The following is a 15,156-nucleotide window of genomic DNA, read 5'->3' as shown; positions in this document are numbered from 1 at the left end:
CAGTCTATGCTTGCGCCCCACAGGAGTAGGCTGGGCGTATGAGTGCAGACACGCTGGAAGCAGTTATTACGCAGGAACGTAAGGTCGTCACGGAGATCCCTGGCCCGAAGTCACGGGAGATCCACGAGCGACGCAAGGCGGTCATTCCCCCAGGTGTCGGCACAGTATTTCCCATCTATGTGGATCGGGCGCACGACTCTATCGTCGTCGATGTCGACGGCAACCAGCTCATCGACGTGTGCGGTGGCATCGGAGTCATGACGATCGGCCACACTGATGAGGCCGTACTCGATGCTGCGCGCGAACAGATGGGCAAAGTAACCCACACGCTGTTCACCATGAACGCCTACGAGCCGTACGTGCGCGTGGCCGAACTACTCGCAGAGGCAGTGCCGAGCGACGAGACATACAAGACTCTCCTCATGAACTCGGGCGCTGAAGCGGTTGAGAATGGCGTGAAGATCGCGCGCAAGTACACTGGCCGCCCAGGCGTCGCCGTGCTCGAGTGCGCCTACCACGGTCGCACAATGCTCACGAGCAGCATGAACCACAAGGGCGCCCCATACGCCTACGGCTACGGCCCGCGCGCCGGAGATATCTACCGCGCCCCTAACTCGTACCCACTGCACGACGGGCTCTCGGGCGAAGAAGCGGCGAAGCGCACGATTGCCCGCCTCGAGAAGACGGCGGGCGCGGGCGACCTCGCTTGCCTCATTGTCGAACCGATCCAGGGCGAGGGCGGCTTCGTCGTTCCCGCCGAGGGTTACTTACCCGCGCTTTACACCTGGTGCAAGGAGAACGGCATTGTTTTCATTGCAGACGAGGTTCAGGCCGGTATGGCTCGCACCGGAACCATGTTCTCGATCGAACAGTTCGGTGTAAAGCCAGACTTGGTGCTGAGCGCGAAGGGCATCGCTGGCGGATTCCCGCTATCCGGTGTCACCGGCCGCGCCGAGATCATGGACAAGTCACTCCCGGGCGGGCTCGGCGGCACCTTCAGTGGTAACCCGGTCTCGTGCGCCGCTGCAATCGCCGTGTTCGAACAGATCGACTCGCTGAACCTGCTCGACGAAGCAAAGCGCATCGAGCGTGTGTTCGGTGACGGGCTGTGCCAACTGCAGTCTGAGTTCGATGCGATCGCCGAGGTTCGCGGCAAGGGTGCGATGCTCGCGATCGAGATCACGAAGCCCGGTACGCTCGAGCCAGATGCGGATCGAGTGCAGGCAATCATCGACTACGCGGGCAAGAACGGCGTGATTCTGCTGGCGGCGGGTCTCTACAATCAGGTGATCCGCTTCTTGCCGTCACTCAAGATGACAGACGCGCTCATTGAAGACGTGCTCAGCGTGCTTCGCGAGGCGTTTGCGGCGACGGCCTAGTTTGAAGTTGCTTCGGGTTCCGGCGTCACGCCGGGATCCGAAGTGGCGGACGCCTCAGTGGCCGGAGACTCGCTGGGCACTGAGACCACCGAAATATCTTCTTCTTCTTCCTCTGCGGCGTCACCCGCTTCCGCGAGATCGAGCGCGATGCCTGATTGCACAAGGCTGCCAGTATCGATCACGTCGCCCACAGCGTGTACGTCGATCACAATCACCGTGACATTATCGCGCCCCGCATTGCCGAGTGCTTGCTCCACGAGTGTTCGCGCTGCGCGCTCAGCGGTCGGTTGCGTCGAAAGAAAATACTGGATCCCGATGTCTGTGAGTTCTTTGGTGAGGCCGTCTGAGCAAATGAGCAGACGCTGGCCGGGAATCAACGCAAGTGTCGTGTGATCTGGGACCGGGGTCTCCCCCAGCCCAACGGCACGCGTAATTACGTTCGCGTGCGGGTGCACTTCGGCTTCTTCTTCGGTGATCGCACCGGTATCGATGAGGTGCTGCACGACCGAGTGATCCACTGTGATCTGACTCAGTGCGCCCTTGAAATACTGATATACCCGAGAGTCACCAATATTGAAAACCTTCCATACAGGCGCGTCGTCTTCTGCGCTAATAACGACACCGGTCACTGTCGTTCCGGCGCCCAGTTCTGTGTCGCCCGCATCGATCTCGATGTCGTCGACAGCCTGGGTGAGAAGCTCGAGAATATCGTCGTCGGTGACCTTCAGGTCGCCCGCCAATTCGTTCAAGCGACGCACGACAGCAGCAGATGCGACCTCGCCGGCTGAGTGCCCGCCCATTCCGTCTGCCACTGCAAAAACTGGGGGCACGGTGAGAAAGCTGTCTTGGTTCGCGTCGCGACGATTGCCGACAACAGTGATGCCGTACCAAGACAACTCGATCTCGGGCTCGCCACCTTCAGCAAACGCCAAGCGCCGACGCGAGGCATTCTCGCCGTGAACGGTCACCTTTTCGTCTCCTGCACCCACATATCCTATCGGCTTACGGCAGGTGCGCCCTGCGTCGTGGTCAGCCGAAGGGTGTGTGGATCATCGCCAATCGTGAGTTCGAGATCATGCTCGAGCGCCCAATCGAGTAGTTGCTCGCGGTTACCGATAGACGGGGAAGACAGTGCAAGCCTGCGCACAAGGTCCCCCTTGGCGGCTTTGTTGAAATGGTTCAGTGCCCTCACAGCACCACTCCCATCTCGAGTAACAACCTCGAGAAAGTCGTTTGAGCTTGCGCCGAGATCTTTAACTGGCGCAAGCGCAGCATAGTCCTTTGACCTGAGGTCGAGTACATACGGGCGGCCGTCGAGCAGACCTGCGTGAGCTGGCGCCCACAACTTTGCAAGTGCTGATCCGATTTCTGGCAGTCGCGATGATGCTGAAAGTCGATATGCCGGAATCTCATCACTCGCACTGCACAGCCCGAAAAGAGCAGACTGTATCGCGACGTGCTGATGTACCCATTCGCGTTCCAAGTCAGTGAGACTCTCCACATCGAGCGCGTCATACAACACACCTGTGTAGCGTTCGATGGCGGCAGAAGCCCCACTCGTTTCGAGTTGCAGGTTGTGCTCGCGCAGGTCTCGATTCTTCACTCCGAGCTTCAGCGCTTTAACTGCCGATTGCTCGTCTCTACTGACTGCTATGAGCGCATCTCGCACACGCTCACGGGTGGCCTCAAGCCTGGTTGCATACGAAAGGTTCGATAACGAAAAAAGCTGCCGCCCTCCGAAACGTTTGGTTTCAGAGGGCGGCAGCAGAACGAGCATTGCGCGGTTCAGAACAGTGTCGGGTTAGGAAACGAGAACCGCTTCGCCAGCGACAATCGTGACCGCATCGTGGTCGACGGAGAGGAATCCGTCTTCCGCGTTAACGGTGACCTTCTCGCCGTTCGCAGTGGTCACGCGAACCTCGCCCTGGGCGAGGATCGCGAGTACTGGCTGGTGACCGGCGAGAATACCGATCTGTCCCTCGAGCGTGTTCGCGATGACCTGGGTGGCTTCGCCAGACCAGATCTCGCTCGTTGCCGAAACAACCTTGACGTTGAGCGCCATGATTTAGGCCATATCCTTCTGCATCTGAGCCCACTTCTCTTCAACATCAGAGATTCCACCGACGTTGAAGAATGCCTGCTCTGCGACGTGGTCGAAGTCGCCGCGTGCAATTGCGTCGAACGACTCGATGGTCTCCTTGAGCGGAACCGTCGAACCCTCGACACCGGTGAACTTCTTCGCCATGTAGGTGTTCTGCGAGAGGAACTGCTGGATGCGACGTGCGCGCGATACGGTGATCTTGTCTTCTTCAGAGAGCTCGTCAACACCGAGGATCGCGATGATCTCCTGGAGTTCCTTGTTCTTCTGGAGAATCTGCTTCACCGTGGTTGCGACGCGGTAGTGGTCAGCGCCCAAGTAGCGTGGATCCATGATGCGCGAAGACGAGGTGAGCGGATCAATTGCTGGGTACAGACCCTGCGAAGCGATCTCACGCGAAAGCTCGGTCGTTGCATCGAGGTGAGCGAACGTGGTTGCCGGAGCCGGGTCGGTGTAGTCGTCAGCAGGAACGTAAATTGCCTGAAGCGACGTAATCGAGTGACCGCGAGTCGAGGTAATGCGCTCCTGAAGGATGCCCATCTCGTCGGCAAGGTTCGGCTGGTAGCCCACAGCTGAAGGCATGCGGCCGAGCAGCGTCGAGACCTCAGAACCTGCCTGGGTAAAGCGGAAGATGTTGTCGATGAAGAGCAGCACGTCTTGCTTCTGCACGTCACGGAAGTACTCAGCCATGGTGAGTGCCGACAGTGCAACGCGGAGACGGGTCCCGGGTGGCTCATCCATCTGGCCGAACACGAGTGCGGTCTTGTCGAAGACGCCAGCCTCGTCCATTTCGTGGATGAGATCGTTACCCTCACGGGTACGCTCGCCGACACCAGCGAACACAGACACACCACCGTGGTCCTGCGCAACACGCTGAATCATTTCCTGGATGAGGACGGTCTTACCAACTCCAGCACCACCGAAGAGGCCAATCTTTCCACCCTGCACGTACGGCGTGAGGAGGTCGATCGACTTGATGCCGGTCTCGAAGAGCTGAGTCTTCGACTCGAGCTGGTCGAATGCTGGTGGCTCGCGGTGGATGCTCCAACGCTCTGAAACCTCGAGGGTTTCGCCTTCTGGGAGGTTGAGGACGTTACCGGTAACGTCGAATACCTTGCCCTTGGTGACGTCACCGACGGGAACGGTGATTGAGTCACCGGTGTCGATAACTTCCTGGCCACGCACGAGGCCGTCAGTTGGCTTCAGTGCGATGGCGCGAACAAGGTTGTCGCCGAGGTGCTGTGCAACCTCGAGCACGAGGGTGAAGGGTTCTGAGCCCTCACCCATGTTTACGGTCGTCTCGAGCGCGTTGTAAACACCGGGAATCGCGTCGTGCGGAAACTCAATGTCGACGACGGGGCCGGTAACTCGAGCGATGCGCCCGGCGACCTTCGTGGTGGCCTGATCGGTCATGTTTCTCTCTCTTCGTACTTGCTCTAGGACAGCGCGTCAGCGCCGCCCACAATCTCGGAAATCTGCTGGGTGATCTCAGCCTGACGTGCGTTGTTCGCAAGACGGGTGAAATCGCGAATGAGCGTGTCAGCGTTGTCGCTTGCCGACTTCATAGCCTTCTGCGTAGCTGCGTGCTTCGCCGCTGCCGACTCGAGCATCGCGTTGAAAATGCGTGACTCGATGTAGTCGGGCAGCAACTTGTCGAGCACCACGTCTGCCTCGGGCTCGAACTCGTAGAGCGGGTTAACTTCGCTCTTCTCAGCGACGCCTTCCACAAGCTGAAGCGGCAGCAGACGCGTAACCTGAGGCTCCTGGGTCACCATGCTCACGAAGCGGTTGTATACGAGGTGGATCTCCTGCACACCGCCGTCTTCAGAAGGTCGCTCGAACGCTCCGACGAGCGCCTCCGCAACTTCCTTTGCTGTCGCAAATACGGGGTTCTCGGTGTCACCGATCCACACACGCTCTGAAGCGCGACGGCGGAAGGCGAAGTACCCCTGAGCCTTGCGGCCGATGAGGTAGTACGAGATCTCCTTGCCTTCGGCGCGAAGCAGCTCGCTGAGCTCCTCCGCCTCACGAAGCACCTGCGAGTTGAATGCGCCTGCAAGACCGCGGTCTGAGGTGAAAATCACTACTGCTGCGCGGTCGACCTTCTCGGCTTCGGTGAGCAGCGGGTGGTCGGTGTTCGCGTGTGTTGCGACGGCCGACACGGCCCGGGTGATCGCCTGAGCGTAAGGGGTCGAGGCATCAACACGTGCACGCGCTTTTTGAATGCGTGAGGCAGCGATGAGCTCCATCGCACGCGTGATCTTCTTGGTCGTCTGGGCAGAGCGAATACGCTGCCGGTAGACCCGAAGTTGCGCTCCCATGTCTCTCCTGTACTGGTTGGGCTGGCTGGTGTGCTGCGAAGTTGTGGATCGGTGGGGGCTCACGCCCCCACCTGATCAACTACTTCTTAACTACCAGCTGCTCCTGCTGAATCTCTGCCTCGTCAAGTGCCTCGAACTGCTCGTTCAGGGCTTTGCCCTCGGCGGTGCGGAACTCGCTTCTGAACTTTTCAATCTGCTTCACAAGCTCAGCAACGGTGTCGTCGTCAAGCACGTTGGTTGAAGCAAGCGTGTTCAGCGCCTCGGAGTTGCGCCCCAAGTAGTCGAGGAACTCGCGCTCAAAGCGGAGGATGTCTTCAACCGGCACGTCGTCGAGGTGGCCGTTTGTGCCAGCCCAGATCGAAACGGTCTGCTCTTCAACCGAGTACGGCGAGTACTGTGGCTGCTTGAGCAGTTCGGTAAGTCGGGCACCACGCTCGAGCTGCTTACGGCTCGCTGCGTCGAGGTCTGAAGCGAACATAGCGAATGCTTCAAGTGCGCGGTACTGAGCGAGCTCAAGCTTGAGCGTACCCGAAACCTTCTTGATCGACTTCACCTGTGCGTCGCCACCAACACGCGAAACCGAGATACCCACGTCGACCGCGGGGCGCTGGTTAGCGTTGAAGAGGTCGGACTGGAGGAAGATCTGTCCGTCGGTGATCGAGATCACGTTGGTCGGAATGTACGCCGAAACGTCGTTCGCCTTCGTCTCGATGATCGGAAGACCGGTCATCGAGCCTGCGCCAAGCTCGTCAGAGAGCTTTGCACAACGCTCAAGCAGACGGGAGTGGAGGTAGAAGACGTCACCTGGGTACGCCTCGCGCCCTGGTGGGCGACGGAGGAGAAGTGACACGGCGCGGTATGCCTCTGCCTGCTTTGACAGATCATCAAAGATGATGAGTACGTGCTTGCCCGCGTACATCCAGTGCTGGCCGATTGCCGAGCCGGTGTAGGGAGCAAGGTACTTGAAGCCTGCGGGATCAGAAGCTGGCGATGCAACGATGGTGGTGTACTCCATCGCACCTGCATCTTCGAGGGCGCCCTTCACCGAAGCGATGGTCGAGCCCTTCTGGCCGATAGCAACGTAGATGCAGCGAACCTGCTTGTTGACGTCGCCCGACTCCCAGTTTGCCTTCTGGTTGATGATGGTGTCGATCGCGAGAGCGGTCTTACCGGTCTGGCGGTCGCCAATGATGAGCTGTCGCTGGCCACGGCCAACGGGGATCATCGCATCGATTGCTTTGATGCCGGTCTGCAGCGGCTCATGTACCGACTTACGCTGCATGACGCCGGGAGCCTGAAGCTCTAGTGCGCGGCTTCCCTCGAGACCAGCGATTTCACCCAGGCCATCGATTGGGGTTCCGAGCGGGTTCACCACACGCCCGAGGTAACCCTCGCCCACTGGGACCGAGAGAACTTCACCGGTGCGAGTGACCTGCTGGCCCTCCTCGATACCCGTGAATGGTCCGAGCACGACAACACCGAGTTGATCTTCCTCAAGGTTCTGTGCAAGTCCAAGCGTTCCGTCCGCAAAACGAATGAGTTCGTTTGCCATAACGCCGGGGAGTCCTGAGACGTGCGCGATACCATCGGCGGCGTCCACGACGGTGCCGACCTCGGTCTTGCCTGCCTGCTCCGGCTCGTACGACGCTGCGAATTCCTTCAGCGCACTCCGGATCTCGTCCGGGCTGATTGAGAGTTCTGCCATTTCGTTTCCTCTATCTGTTCCGGAGAGGGATCTCCGGCAAGTAACTATGTTGTGCTCTACGCAGCGAGCCGCTGGCGGAGGTCATCCAGGCGAGCCCGAACACTTCCGTCGATGACATCGTTGGCGATCTGAATGCGGACGCCACCAATTAGGTCTGAATCGACCACGGTGGTGACCTTCACCGGACGACCTGCGCTCTGCTCAAGCAGCGAAGCAAGCTTCTGCTGCTGGGCATCGCTCAGCGGCGCGGCTACGGTGACAGTTGCGAGTTCGCTACCACCCTGATCCGCCGCGGTACGTGCACTCTCACGAAGTGCGGCGCTCACGCGACGACCACGCGGGTGCGCGACAAAGTAGGTGATCACGTTCATCGCACTTGCCGAGAGCTTTCCAGAGAAGATTTTCTCTGCAAGACCGGCCTTAGCGTTCGGATCTCCCAGCTTGTTACCAAGCTCGAGTTCGAGCTCGTGGCTGCCGTCGATCACGGCGGTGGCGGCGAGAAGCTCATCAGCGAGTTCTGAATTCGCGACTGCCTGCGCACGAATACCGAGCTCCTCAATACCGTCAACGAGCTCGGGAGCACTCGACCAGTTCTGAGTGACGGCTGCGGTGAGCACTGAGCGCGCGCCATCGGAAAGGCTCCCGAATACTCGACTGAGAATGCCTGTCTTAGCTTCGGCCGCGAGCGACGAGTCAGCGAGCGCACTCACGAGCGCTGGCGACGTGTCGAGCTGCGCTGCGACGGCTAATAAGTCAGAGCCAACAGTCTTGCCGAGAAGTCCACTGAGCGAGGCCTGAGCCGCCGCGAGTGCTTCGCGTGACGCGCTACCCATTACTTCGCCGCCTGTTCCGAAGCCTCGAGGTCAGCAAGGAATCGATCGACGAGCGCCGACGCCTTGTTGTCATCGCTGAGGCTCTCACCAACCACGCCCGAGGCGAGGTCAATTGCGAGGGTACCGACGTCTTTGCGGAGCGAGACGATTGCGGACTGACGTTCAGCCTCAATCTGAGCCTGAGCAGCCTGCGCAATGCGAGCCTGTTCAGTCGTCGCGTCTTCCTTTGCCTTCGCAACGATCTTGGCACCGTCTGCGCGTGCAGACTCGCGGATCTCGCCAGCTTCCTGGCGTGCGCTTGCGAGCTGAGCCGTGTACTCCTGTAGAGCAGCTTCGGCCTTAGCTTGCGCCTCGTCAGCCTTAGCGATGTTGCCTTCGATTGCCTCGGCGCGAGCGTCAAGCATTACCTGCAGCTTTGGCAGGAACACCTTCCAGAACGCAACGAGGATCACGATGAAGACCAGCGCAGACCACACAAGGTCGTACACCTCTGGGAACAGGATGTTTCGGGCTTCCCCCGACTGCTCCGCAGCGATACGTACTGCGTTATTCATCGAGCCTCCCTTTCGAGACTAGAAAGAGGTGGACGTCTTAGACAGTGAAGATGAAGTGGGTAGCGATACCGATGAGCGCGAGCGCCTCGGTGAACGCAATACCGATCCACATGAGCACCTGGAGACGACCGGCGAGCTCGGGCTGACGAGCAACGCCCTCAATGGTCTTGCCAACGACGATGCCGAGGCCGATTGCCGGGCCGATTGCTGCAAGGCCGTAGCCGACTGTCGAGATGCTACCCGAAACTTCAGCGAGAACAGACACAGTAGGTGTTTCCTTCCGTTGTGAGCGCGACGGTTGTCGTGCCCTGTTTTGGTTTTAGTGTTCTTCAGCCAGCGCGAGCTGGATGTAGACGCCTGTGAGAATTGTGAAGATGTATGCCTGGAGGAACGCCACCAGGATTTCGAACAGGGTGAAGGCGAAACCAACCGCGAGGGTAAGCACACCAAGTCCCTTAAGTAGGCCTTCTGCCTGGAAGAAGAAGAACCACGTTGCACTGAAGAACAGCACGAGCAAGAGGTGACCAACCACCAGGTTCATCATGAGACGCAAGGTCAGTGTGACCGGGCGCAGAATGAAGGTCGAGAAGAACTCGATCGGTGTCACCAAAATGTAGAACGGCTTCGGCACACCAGCCGGGAAGAGGGAGTTCTTAAAGAACTTGCCCGGGCTCTTCTTGATACCGGCATAAATAAAGGTGATGTAGGAAACCACAGCAAGCACCAGCGGTACACCAACAACTGCAGAAACGCCGATGTTGAAGCCAGGAATAATGCCGGTGATGTTGAACGCAAAGATCATAAAGAAGATTGCGCAGAGGATAGGCAGGAAGCGACGACCGTCGACCTTGCCGAGCAGGTCTTCAGCAATGTTCACTCGAATGAAATCAAGTGCCATTTCAGTAAGTGACTGGAAACGGCCCGGCACGATTCGCATATTGCGTGTACCGAGGTAGAAGACCACGAGAAGCACGATGGTCATGATCACGCGAATGAGCATGATGCGGTTCATCTCAAACGGCGTACCTTCAAAGAAGATCGCCGGAGGGAAGAATTCTTCGATCGAGGGTGGGTGGAAGCCCCCCTCATCGGCTGCGAAGAAGCCTGGGGCAACGAGTTGCATAGCGTTAGCGAACAGCGCCATTCTCCTGAGTCGGGTGCGGCTCTTGGCAAGCTACACAGTATGAACGGTATTTCGTGCCCCCACCAGTCAAAGGCACACCAGAAGTAAGCCCTGTAGGGAACACGACTCAGCCTATCAATAAAAGTGGCTGAGTGAAAACCGAAATCTTAGACCTATTGTGGGTCGGACACCACAGGTATGCGCGATTTCGTTATCACCAGTACGTCTACGACCAGTGACACAATTACTCCGGACACCACAGCGATAAAGAAAATTGTCGGGTTGAGCCAATCTTGGTTTCGCAGGAGCAGCGATACGACGATAAACACGATGAATTTGAGGAGCCAGCTCCCCATCACGATTCCGAAGAAGAGCGCAATATACGAGGGGCTTGCGATAAATCGGTTCGCAAATGCAATGCTTCCCACCGTGAGCATGAGGAAGAGACCCGAGAATGCCGCACCGAGCACACCGGCAATAACCCCTGTTGAGCCAGAAACCAATGCGCCGATCACCCCGAAGATAATCATGAGGCCGATCGTTGCGAGGCCACCCCACTTCATTGCTCGCATCAGAATTGGCTGCGAACTCGGCATCTGAGGCTTATCCGGTTGCGCTTGTGGGCTACTGACGTCCGTCACTCGGAGTCCTCTCGATTAGGCAACGCCACAGTGGGGTGCGGGTCAAGTTCAACAGCGGAGACTCGCTGCGGGTTTCTGAATGGCTTCAACGGTACCAAGCTCTTCTGCGCCCAGGCTGCACGAATCCGGCTGACTGGAAAGAAGAGTACACAGAGCGCAACGACCCCACCGACGGTGAGTACCAAAAGAGGAATCGTGAAATCGCGCATGATGAAGACGAGTAGACCAGCTACCGACAGCACCGCAGTTCCGAGATAGAAGAAAAGCACCGCCTGTATGGGTGAGTGGCCCATGTCGAGGAGCCTGTGGTGCAGGTGCCTGCGATCCGCCTCGAAGGGACTCTTGCCCGCGCGCACGCGACGCAGCACAGCGAGCGAGAAGTCTGCGAGCGGCAGCGCAAGTACCGCAACGGGCAGAATAATCGGAATATAGCTCGCAAGAACAAGCTGAATATCGAGCGCTGCGGGATTCACCTCACCAGTCACCGAGACGGTCGAGGTTGCCATGAGTAAGCCAACGAGTAGTGCGCCCGTGTCTCCCATAAACATTTTTGCCCGGTGCCAGTTAAACGGGAGAAAGCCGAGGCAGATGCCGACCAGCACGAGTGCAATAAGGCTCGAGAAGGTGACCGACACTACATGGCCCATTTGAGACGTGAGCACCAGCGTATAAACATAAAAAGTGGCGCTCGCAATGATCGCAACACCAGCGACGAGCCCGTCGAGCCCGTCGACAAAATTCACCGCGTTCATCACCAGCGTCATCAAGAAGACAGTGAGCACAAAATTCACGATGGGCGAACCAATAACGAGTGTGTCTCCGAGCGGCAACGAAACTATTTGCACGCCATTCCACGCCAGCACTCCGGCGGCGAGGAGCTGCGCGCCCAGCTTGATCATCCAGTCAAGATCGAGCACGTCGTCGAGCACACCAATGACTGCGATAAGCAGGCACGCACCGATGAGCGCCCATATTTTCATATCGCCGTTAAACAGTGGCCTGAATTCGGGTTGCGTTGCGGCAACGCCAAAGGCTGCAAGGAGCCCAATAAACATTGCCACCCCACCAAGCCGCGGTGTTGGCACACGATGCACATCACGCTCACGAAGTTGCGGCGCCAGCCCATAGTGCCTTGCCAGCCGCAACACAAGATACGACGAGACTGCGGTTACCCCAATCGCGACCGCGAGTACGAGAACGGTAGCCGGGGTCATTCAGCCTCAGGGTCAGCGGGCTTCGGGAGTGCCGGTTCGGGAGCAGCCCCCTCGACAACAGTTGCGTCGACGAGTACCTCACGAATCGCATCAGCCGTGATCGCACCGGCGCGCAGCACAGCGACAGTTCCCGTTCCGTCGGCCTCCAGCTTGGTCGCGTCGATGATCGTCGACGCCTGTCCGCGCGCTTCTCCCCCGTCGAGATACACGGCAACAGATTCGCCGAGTGCATCGAGCGCTTCAGCCGCAGTTCCAGCAGCCGGCTCCCCGGTCTTATTAGCGGAGGAAACCGCGAGCGGACCGGTCTCCTGGAGCAACTCACGGGTGAGCTGATTTCCGGGAATTCTAAGTGCGACAGTGCCGCCCGTTTCCCCGAGATCCCAGTCGAGCGACGGGTTAGCCTGCACAATAACGGTAAGTGCGCCCGGCCAAAATGCCTCTGCGAGTTGCCTCAGCGGCTCGGAAGCATCTGCGGCGAGCGCCGAGAGTGTGCCCACGTTTGGAATGAGCACAGGAGGCGGAGATTGCCTTCCACGCCCCTTGGCCTCAAGTAGCCGTTGCACAGCAGCAGGCGAAAACGCATCGGCCGCGACACCGTAAACGGTGTCGGTAGGAATCACGACGAGTTCTCCGCGACCGAGTGCTTGGCGAGCGAGTCTCGTTCCCTCGAGCACTTGAGCGGGTTCTGAGCAGTTATACACCTCGGCCATAATCGGCAATTCTACTTGAGGGCGGTGGTTGCACGGTCACGCCCGGTGAGATCTTGGTGCGTTGCTGCGGCACGCCAGCCATCGCGGGTGAGCAGGTCGCGGATCGCAGCCCCCTGGCCTTCTGCGTGTTCGAGCACGAGCGATCCACCATCTACGAGCAGTGGCGCCGCGACCCGACTAATCACTCGAATGGCGTCGAGCCCATCTTCACCCGCGTAGAGCGCGAGCGAGGGATCGTGCTCGCGAACCTCAGGATCACGCGGGATCGACCCGGAGGGCACGTATGGAGGGTTCGAGACGACAACATGTACGCCTGCCTCGAGTTGCTGAGGCGCAAGCCTGCCCGGCACGAATTCGGCGAGGTCACCGTGAACGAGCTCGACACGGCCGTCGCCATACTTAGCGACGTTCTCGGTGGCCCACGCGTGAGCGTTCTCGCTCTTCTCGACAGCCCACACCCTCGCAGTGGGCACCTCGTGGGCGATTGACAAGGCGATGGCCCCGCTGCCAGTGCAGAGATCGACCGCGATAGGTTCTGCCGCCGGTGCCATCATGAGTGCGTCGATGGCGAACTGCGCCACTGTTTCGGTTTCGGGCCTCGGGATAAAGACGCCCGGACCAACGCGTAGCTCAAGCGAGCGAAACGGGGCGACGCCCGTGAGGTGTTGCAACGGCACCCGATCCGCCCGCACACTGGCGAGTTCAAAAACTCGCTCATACTGCTCTTGGGTGAGCGAGGCCCCCATAATGGCGAGGGCCTGAACGCGACCCCTCGATTCTTTCAGCACATGACCGATGATGAGCTCGGCATCGGCACCGGGGTCGTCGATGCCGGCGGTCTCGAGAGTGGATCGCACCGCCTCCAGAACATGAATAATGCGTGTGAGAGGTTGATCGTCTGCGTTCACTTCTCTATTCTCTCGCATGAGGCACACTTCGTCGCACTGCGGGAATACTCCCCCGCGTGCTGTGTTGTAACAGTGTGTCTCATGTATAAGTATTGAGAAACCTTCCGATAACGTTAAGGCATAGTTCACAACCGCATCCATCAAAGGAATAACACTCATGGCACGGACTTACGACAACATCACCCAGGCATTCGGTAACACCCCGCTCGTGCGCCTCAATCGCGTCACCGAAGACGCACCCGCTGAGGTCTACGCAAAGCTCGAGTTCTACAACCCCGCAGGCAGCGTGAAAGATCGCATTGGCATCGCGATCATTGATGCGGCTGAGAAGTCGGGCGCTCTCAAGCCAGGAGGCACGATCGTCGAGGGAACGAGCGGCAACACCGGCATCGCGCTTTCGTTCGTCGGCGCCGCGCGCGGCTACAAGGTGATCCTCACCATGCCCGAGACGATGAGTATCGAGCGACGCAAGCTGCTCGCCGCATACGGCGCTGAGATCGTCCTCACCGAGGGACCACTCGGCATGAAGGGCGCGGTCGAGAAGGCAAAGGAAATCGTTGCCAATACGCCGGGCTCGATCCTCGCAAACCAGTTCGGCAACGAAGCCAACCCCGCGATCCACCGCGCAACGACCGGACCCGAGATCTGGAACGACACCGACGGCACCGTTGACATTCTCGTCTCAGGAATCGGCACGGGTGGCACGATCACCGGCGCGGGTGGGTATCTCAAGGAGCAAAACCCAGAGATCAAGATTGTTGCCGTCGAGCCAATCGGCTCACCGATTCTTACGGGAGGACAGGCTGGCCCCCACAAGATTCAGGGCCTCGGCGCAAACTTCGTTCCAGAGGTACTCGATACGAATGTATACGACGAGGTCATCGACGTAGCAGACGAAGACGCAATCAAGAAGGCTCGTGCACTCGGCACCGATGAGGGAATCCTCGCGGGTATTTCTGGCGGCGCAGCTGTTTGGGCGGCCACCGAGGTCGCGAAGCGCCCCGAGAACGCGGGCAAGAAGATCGTCGTCGTGCTCCCCGACTTCGGTGAGCGCTACTTCTCATCGGTACTGTACGCAGACCTCGAGGTGTAACGATTTTCAAGCGTATTCGAGAAGACATCTCAGCAGCCCGCGCGCACGATCCCGCTGCGCGCGGCGCTGCTGAGGTGTTTTTCGTCTATTCAGGGTTGCACGCGGTGTGGTGGCACCGCTTCGCGCACAGACTCTGGAACCGTGGCATGCGGTTCCTCCCCCGCGCCATTTCGCAGCTCACCAGATTCTTTACCGGTATCGAGATCCACCCAGGCGCGACCATCGGTCGCAGACTCTTTATCGACCACGGCATGGGCGTTGTTATCGGGGAGACGGCTGAGGTCGGCGATGATGTGCTTATCTACCACAGCGTCACGCTCGGCGGCACCGGCCACGACCACGGCAAGCGCCACCCCACGGTGGGAGACCGGGTGGTCATCGGCGCGGGCGCGAAACTTCTCGGTCCCATCGAAATAGGCCATGACTCGGCTATTGGCGCGAACGCGGTTGTTGTGCGCGGCGCCGAACCTTGGACGACGCTTACGGGCATTCCCGCGACCGGGCGCCCGCGCCGTGGTGCGCCTCGGGCCGAGCGCCCAGACATGGCCGACTTCTACGTCATCTAAACAGGAAAGTC

At 59.2% G+C, this 15,156-nt stretch carries 17 protein-coding genes; 3 read left to right on the top strand and 14 right to left on the bottom strand.

What is annotated here, in order from left to right; genetic code table 11:
* Positions 1–38 precede the first annotated feature (38 nt).
* Positions 39–1,379, top strand: a complete 1,341-nt coding sequence (locus H9L06_RS11150; RefSeq protein ID WP_187555225.1) for an aminotransferase class III-fold pyridoxal phosphate-dependent enzyme — start codon at positions 39–41, stop codon at positions 1,377–1,379.
* On the opposite strand, the gene H9L06_RS11145 is transcribed toward H9L06_RS11150, so the two are convergent.
* The 14 genes from H9L06_RS11145 to prmC form a co-directional block, all read right to left on the bottom strand.
* Positions 1,376–2,368 carry a PP2C family protein-serine/threonine phosphatase gene (locus H9L06_RS11145; RefSeq protein ID WP_246454396.1) on the bottom strand — a complete coding sequence of 331 codons (993 nt, stop codon included), beginning with the start codon at positions 2,366–2,368 and terminating at the stop codon, positions 1,376–1,378. The genes H9L06_RS11150 and H9L06_RS11145 overlap by 4 nt on opposite strands.
* A gap of 5 nt (positions 2,369–2,373) precedes the next feature.
* Positions 2,374–3,156, bottom strand: a complete 783-nt coding sequence (locus H9L06_RS11140; RefSeq protein WP_187555224.1) for a YaaA family protein — start codon at positions 3,154–3,156, stop codon at positions 2,374–2,376.
* A gap of 24 nt (positions 3,157–3,180) precedes the next feature.
* Positions 3,181–3,441: a F0F1 ATP synthase subunit epsilon gene (locus tag H9L06_RS11135; RefSeq protein ID WP_187555223.1), complete on the bottom strand. Its 261-nt coding sequence runs from the start codon at positions 3,439–3,441 to the stop codon at positions 3,181–3,183.
* A 3-nt stretch (positions 3,442–3,444) separates the two neighbouring features.
* Complete coding sequence (atpD, locus tag H9L06_RS11130; protein ID WP_187555222.1) at positions 3,445–4,890, bottom strand: F0F1 ATP synthase subunit beta; 1,446 nt, start codon at positions 4,888–4,890, stop codon at positions 3,445–3,447.
* A gap of 23 nt (positions 4,891–4,913) precedes the next feature.
* Positions 4,914–5,798: a F0F1 ATP synthase subunit gamma gene (locus H9L06_RS11125; protein WP_187555221.1), complete on the bottom strand. Its 885-nt coding sequence runs from the start codon at positions 5,796–5,798 to the stop codon at positions 4,914–4,916.
* Positions 5,799–5,877: 79 nt separating this feature from the next.
* Entirely contained in the window at positions 5,878–7,503 is a 1,626-nt protein-coding gene (atpA, locus tag H9L06_RS11120; RefSeq protein WP_187555220.1) for a F0F1 ATP synthase subunit alpha, read from the bottom strand.
* Positions 7,504–7,559: 56 nt separating this feature from the next.
* The gene (locus H9L06_RS11115) at positions 7,560–8,336 is read right to left on the bottom strand and encodes a F0F1 ATP synthase subunit delta (RefSeq protein ID WP_187555219.1); all 777 of its coding nucleotides are present in this window, start codon (positions 8,334–8,336) and stop codon (positions 7,560–7,562) included.
* Positions 8,336–8,890 (bottom strand): F0F1 ATP synthase subunit B, encoded by a 555-nt coding sequence (locus H9L06_RS11110; RefSeq protein ID WP_187555218.1) that lies wholly within the window; start codon positions 8,888–8,890, stop codon positions 8,336–8,338. Before H9L06_RS11110 ends, H9L06_RS11115 begins: the two co-directional genes overlap by 1 nt.
* Before the next feature lie 37 nt (positions 8,891–8,927).
* Complete coding sequence (gene atpE, locus H9L06_RS11105) at positions 8,928–9,155, bottom strand: ATP synthase F0 subunit C (protein ID WP_187555217.1); 228 nt, start codon at positions 9,153–9,155, stop codon at positions 8,928–8,930.
* Between the two features lie 54 nt (positions 9,156–9,209).
* The gene (gene atpB / locus H9L06_RS11100) at positions 9,210–10,013 is read right to left on the bottom strand and encodes a F0F1 ATP synthase subunit A (protein WP_246454394.1); all 804 of its coding nucleotides are present in this window, start codon (positions 10,011–10,013) and stop codon (positions 9,210–9,212) included.
* Between the two features lie 173 nt (positions 10,014–10,186).
* Positions 10,187–10,654 (bottom strand): Cg1360 family ATP-synthase-associated protein, encoded by a 468-nt coding sequence (locus H9L06_RS11095; protein WP_187555215.1) that lies wholly within the window; start codon positions 10,652–10,654, stop codon positions 10,187–10,189.
* Positions 10,651–11,868 carry an MraY family glycosyltransferase gene (locus H9L06_RS11090; RefSeq protein ID WP_187555214.1) on the bottom strand — a complete coding sequence of 406 codons (1,218 nt, stop codon included), beginning with the start codon at positions 11,866–11,868 and terminating at the stop codon, positions 10,651–10,653. Before H9L06_RS11090 ends, H9L06_RS11095 begins: the two co-directional genes overlap by 4 nt.
* Positions 11,865–12,578, bottom strand: a complete 714-nt coding sequence (locus H9L06_RS11085) for an L-threonylcarbamoyladenylate synthase (RefSeq protein ID WP_187555213.1) — start codon at positions 12,576–12,578, stop codon at positions 11,865–11,867. Before H9L06_RS11085 ends, H9L06_RS11090 begins: the two co-directional genes overlap by 4 nt.
* 11 nt (positions 12,579–12,589) lie before the next feature.
* On the bottom strand, positions 12,590–13,504 hold the full coding sequence (prmC, locus tag H9L06_RS11080; RefSeq protein ID WP_187555212.1) for a peptide chain release factor N(5)-glutamine methyltransferase: 915 nt from the start codon (positions 13,502–13,504) through the stop codon (positions 12,590–12,592).
* Between the two features lie 139 nt (positions 13,505–13,643).
* Here prmC and cysK point away from each other — a divergent pair, with 139 nt between their 5' ends.
* On the top strand, positions 13,644–14,579 hold the full coding sequence (gene cysK / locus H9L06_RS11075) for a cysteine synthase A (protein WP_187555211.1): 936 nt from the start codon (positions 13,644–13,646) through the stop codon (positions 14,577–14,579).
* A complete protein-coding gene (epsC, locus tag H9L06_RS11070) occupies positions 14,549–15,145 on the top strand; it encodes a serine O-acetyltransferase EpsC (RefSeq protein ID WP_187556497.1) in 597 nt (198 codons plus the stop codon). Before cysK ends, epsC begins: the two co-directional genes overlap by 31 nt.
* Positions 15,146–15,156 lie beyond the last annotated feature (11 nt).

It is taken from the genome of Leucobacter denitrificans (assembly GCF_014396385.1).
Lineage (GTDB): Bacteria > Actinomycetota > Actinomycetes > Actinomycetales > Microbacteriaceae > Leucobacter > Leucobacter denitrificans.
The sequence above is the reverse complement of the archived record's forward strand: the minus strand, read 5'-3'. Positions and strand labels throughout refer to the sequence as shown.

Bases quoted from the DNA above. Each gene is read 5' to 3' on its own strand.
- H9L06_RS11140 (WP_187555224.1), bottom strand. From the start codon at position 3,156: ATGCTCGTTCTGCTGCCGCCCTCTGAAACCAAACGTTTCGGAGGGCGG.
- atpB (WP_246454394.1), bottom strand. From the start codon at position 10,013: ATGCAACTCGTTGCCCCAGGCTTCTTCGCAGCCGATGAGGGGGGCTTC.
- H9L06_RS11085 (WP_187555213.1), bottom strand. From the start codon at position 12,578: ATGGCCGAGGTGTATAACTGCTCAGAACCCGCTCAAGTGCTCGAGGGA.
- cysK (WP_187555211.1), top strand. From the start codon at position 13,644: ATGGCACGGACTTACGACAACATCACCCAGGCATTCGGTAACACCCCG.
- atpD (WP_187555222.1), bottom strand. From the start codon at position 4,890: ATGACCGATCAGGCCACCACGAAGGTCGCCGGGCGCATCGCTCGAGTT.
- atpA (WP_187555220.1), bottom strand. From the start codon at position 7,503: ATGGCAGAACTCTCAATCAGCCCGGACGAGATCCGGAGTGCGCTGAAG.
- H9L06_RS11150 (WP_187555225.1), top strand. From the start codon at position 39: ATGAGTGCAGACACGCTGGAAGCAGTTATTACGCAGGAACGTAAGGTC.
- H9L06_RS11115 (WP_187555219.1), bottom strand. From the start codon at position 8,336: ATGGGTAGCGCGTCACGCGAAGCACTCGCGGCGGCTCAGGCCTCGCTC.
- H9L06_RS11125 (WP_187555221.1), bottom strand. From the start codon at position 5,798: ATGGGAGCGCAACTTCGGGTCTACCGGCAGCGTATTCGCTCTGCCCAG.
- H9L06_RS11135 (WP_187555223.1), bottom strand. From the start codon at position 3,441: ATGGCGCTCAACGTCAAGGTTGTTTCGGCAACGAGCGAGATCTGGTCT.
- prmC (WP_187555212.1), bottom strand. From the start codon at position 13,504: ATGCGAGAGAATAGAGAAGTGAACGCAGACGATCAACCTCTCACACGC.
- H9L06_RS11090 (WP_187555214.1), bottom strand. From the start codon at position 11,868: ATGACCCCGGCTACCGTTCTCGTACTCGCGGTCGCGATTGGGGTAACC.
- H9L06_RS11110 (WP_187555218.1), bottom strand. From the start codon at position 8,890: ATGAATAACGCAGTACGTATCGCTGCGGAGCAGTCGGGGGAAGCCCGA.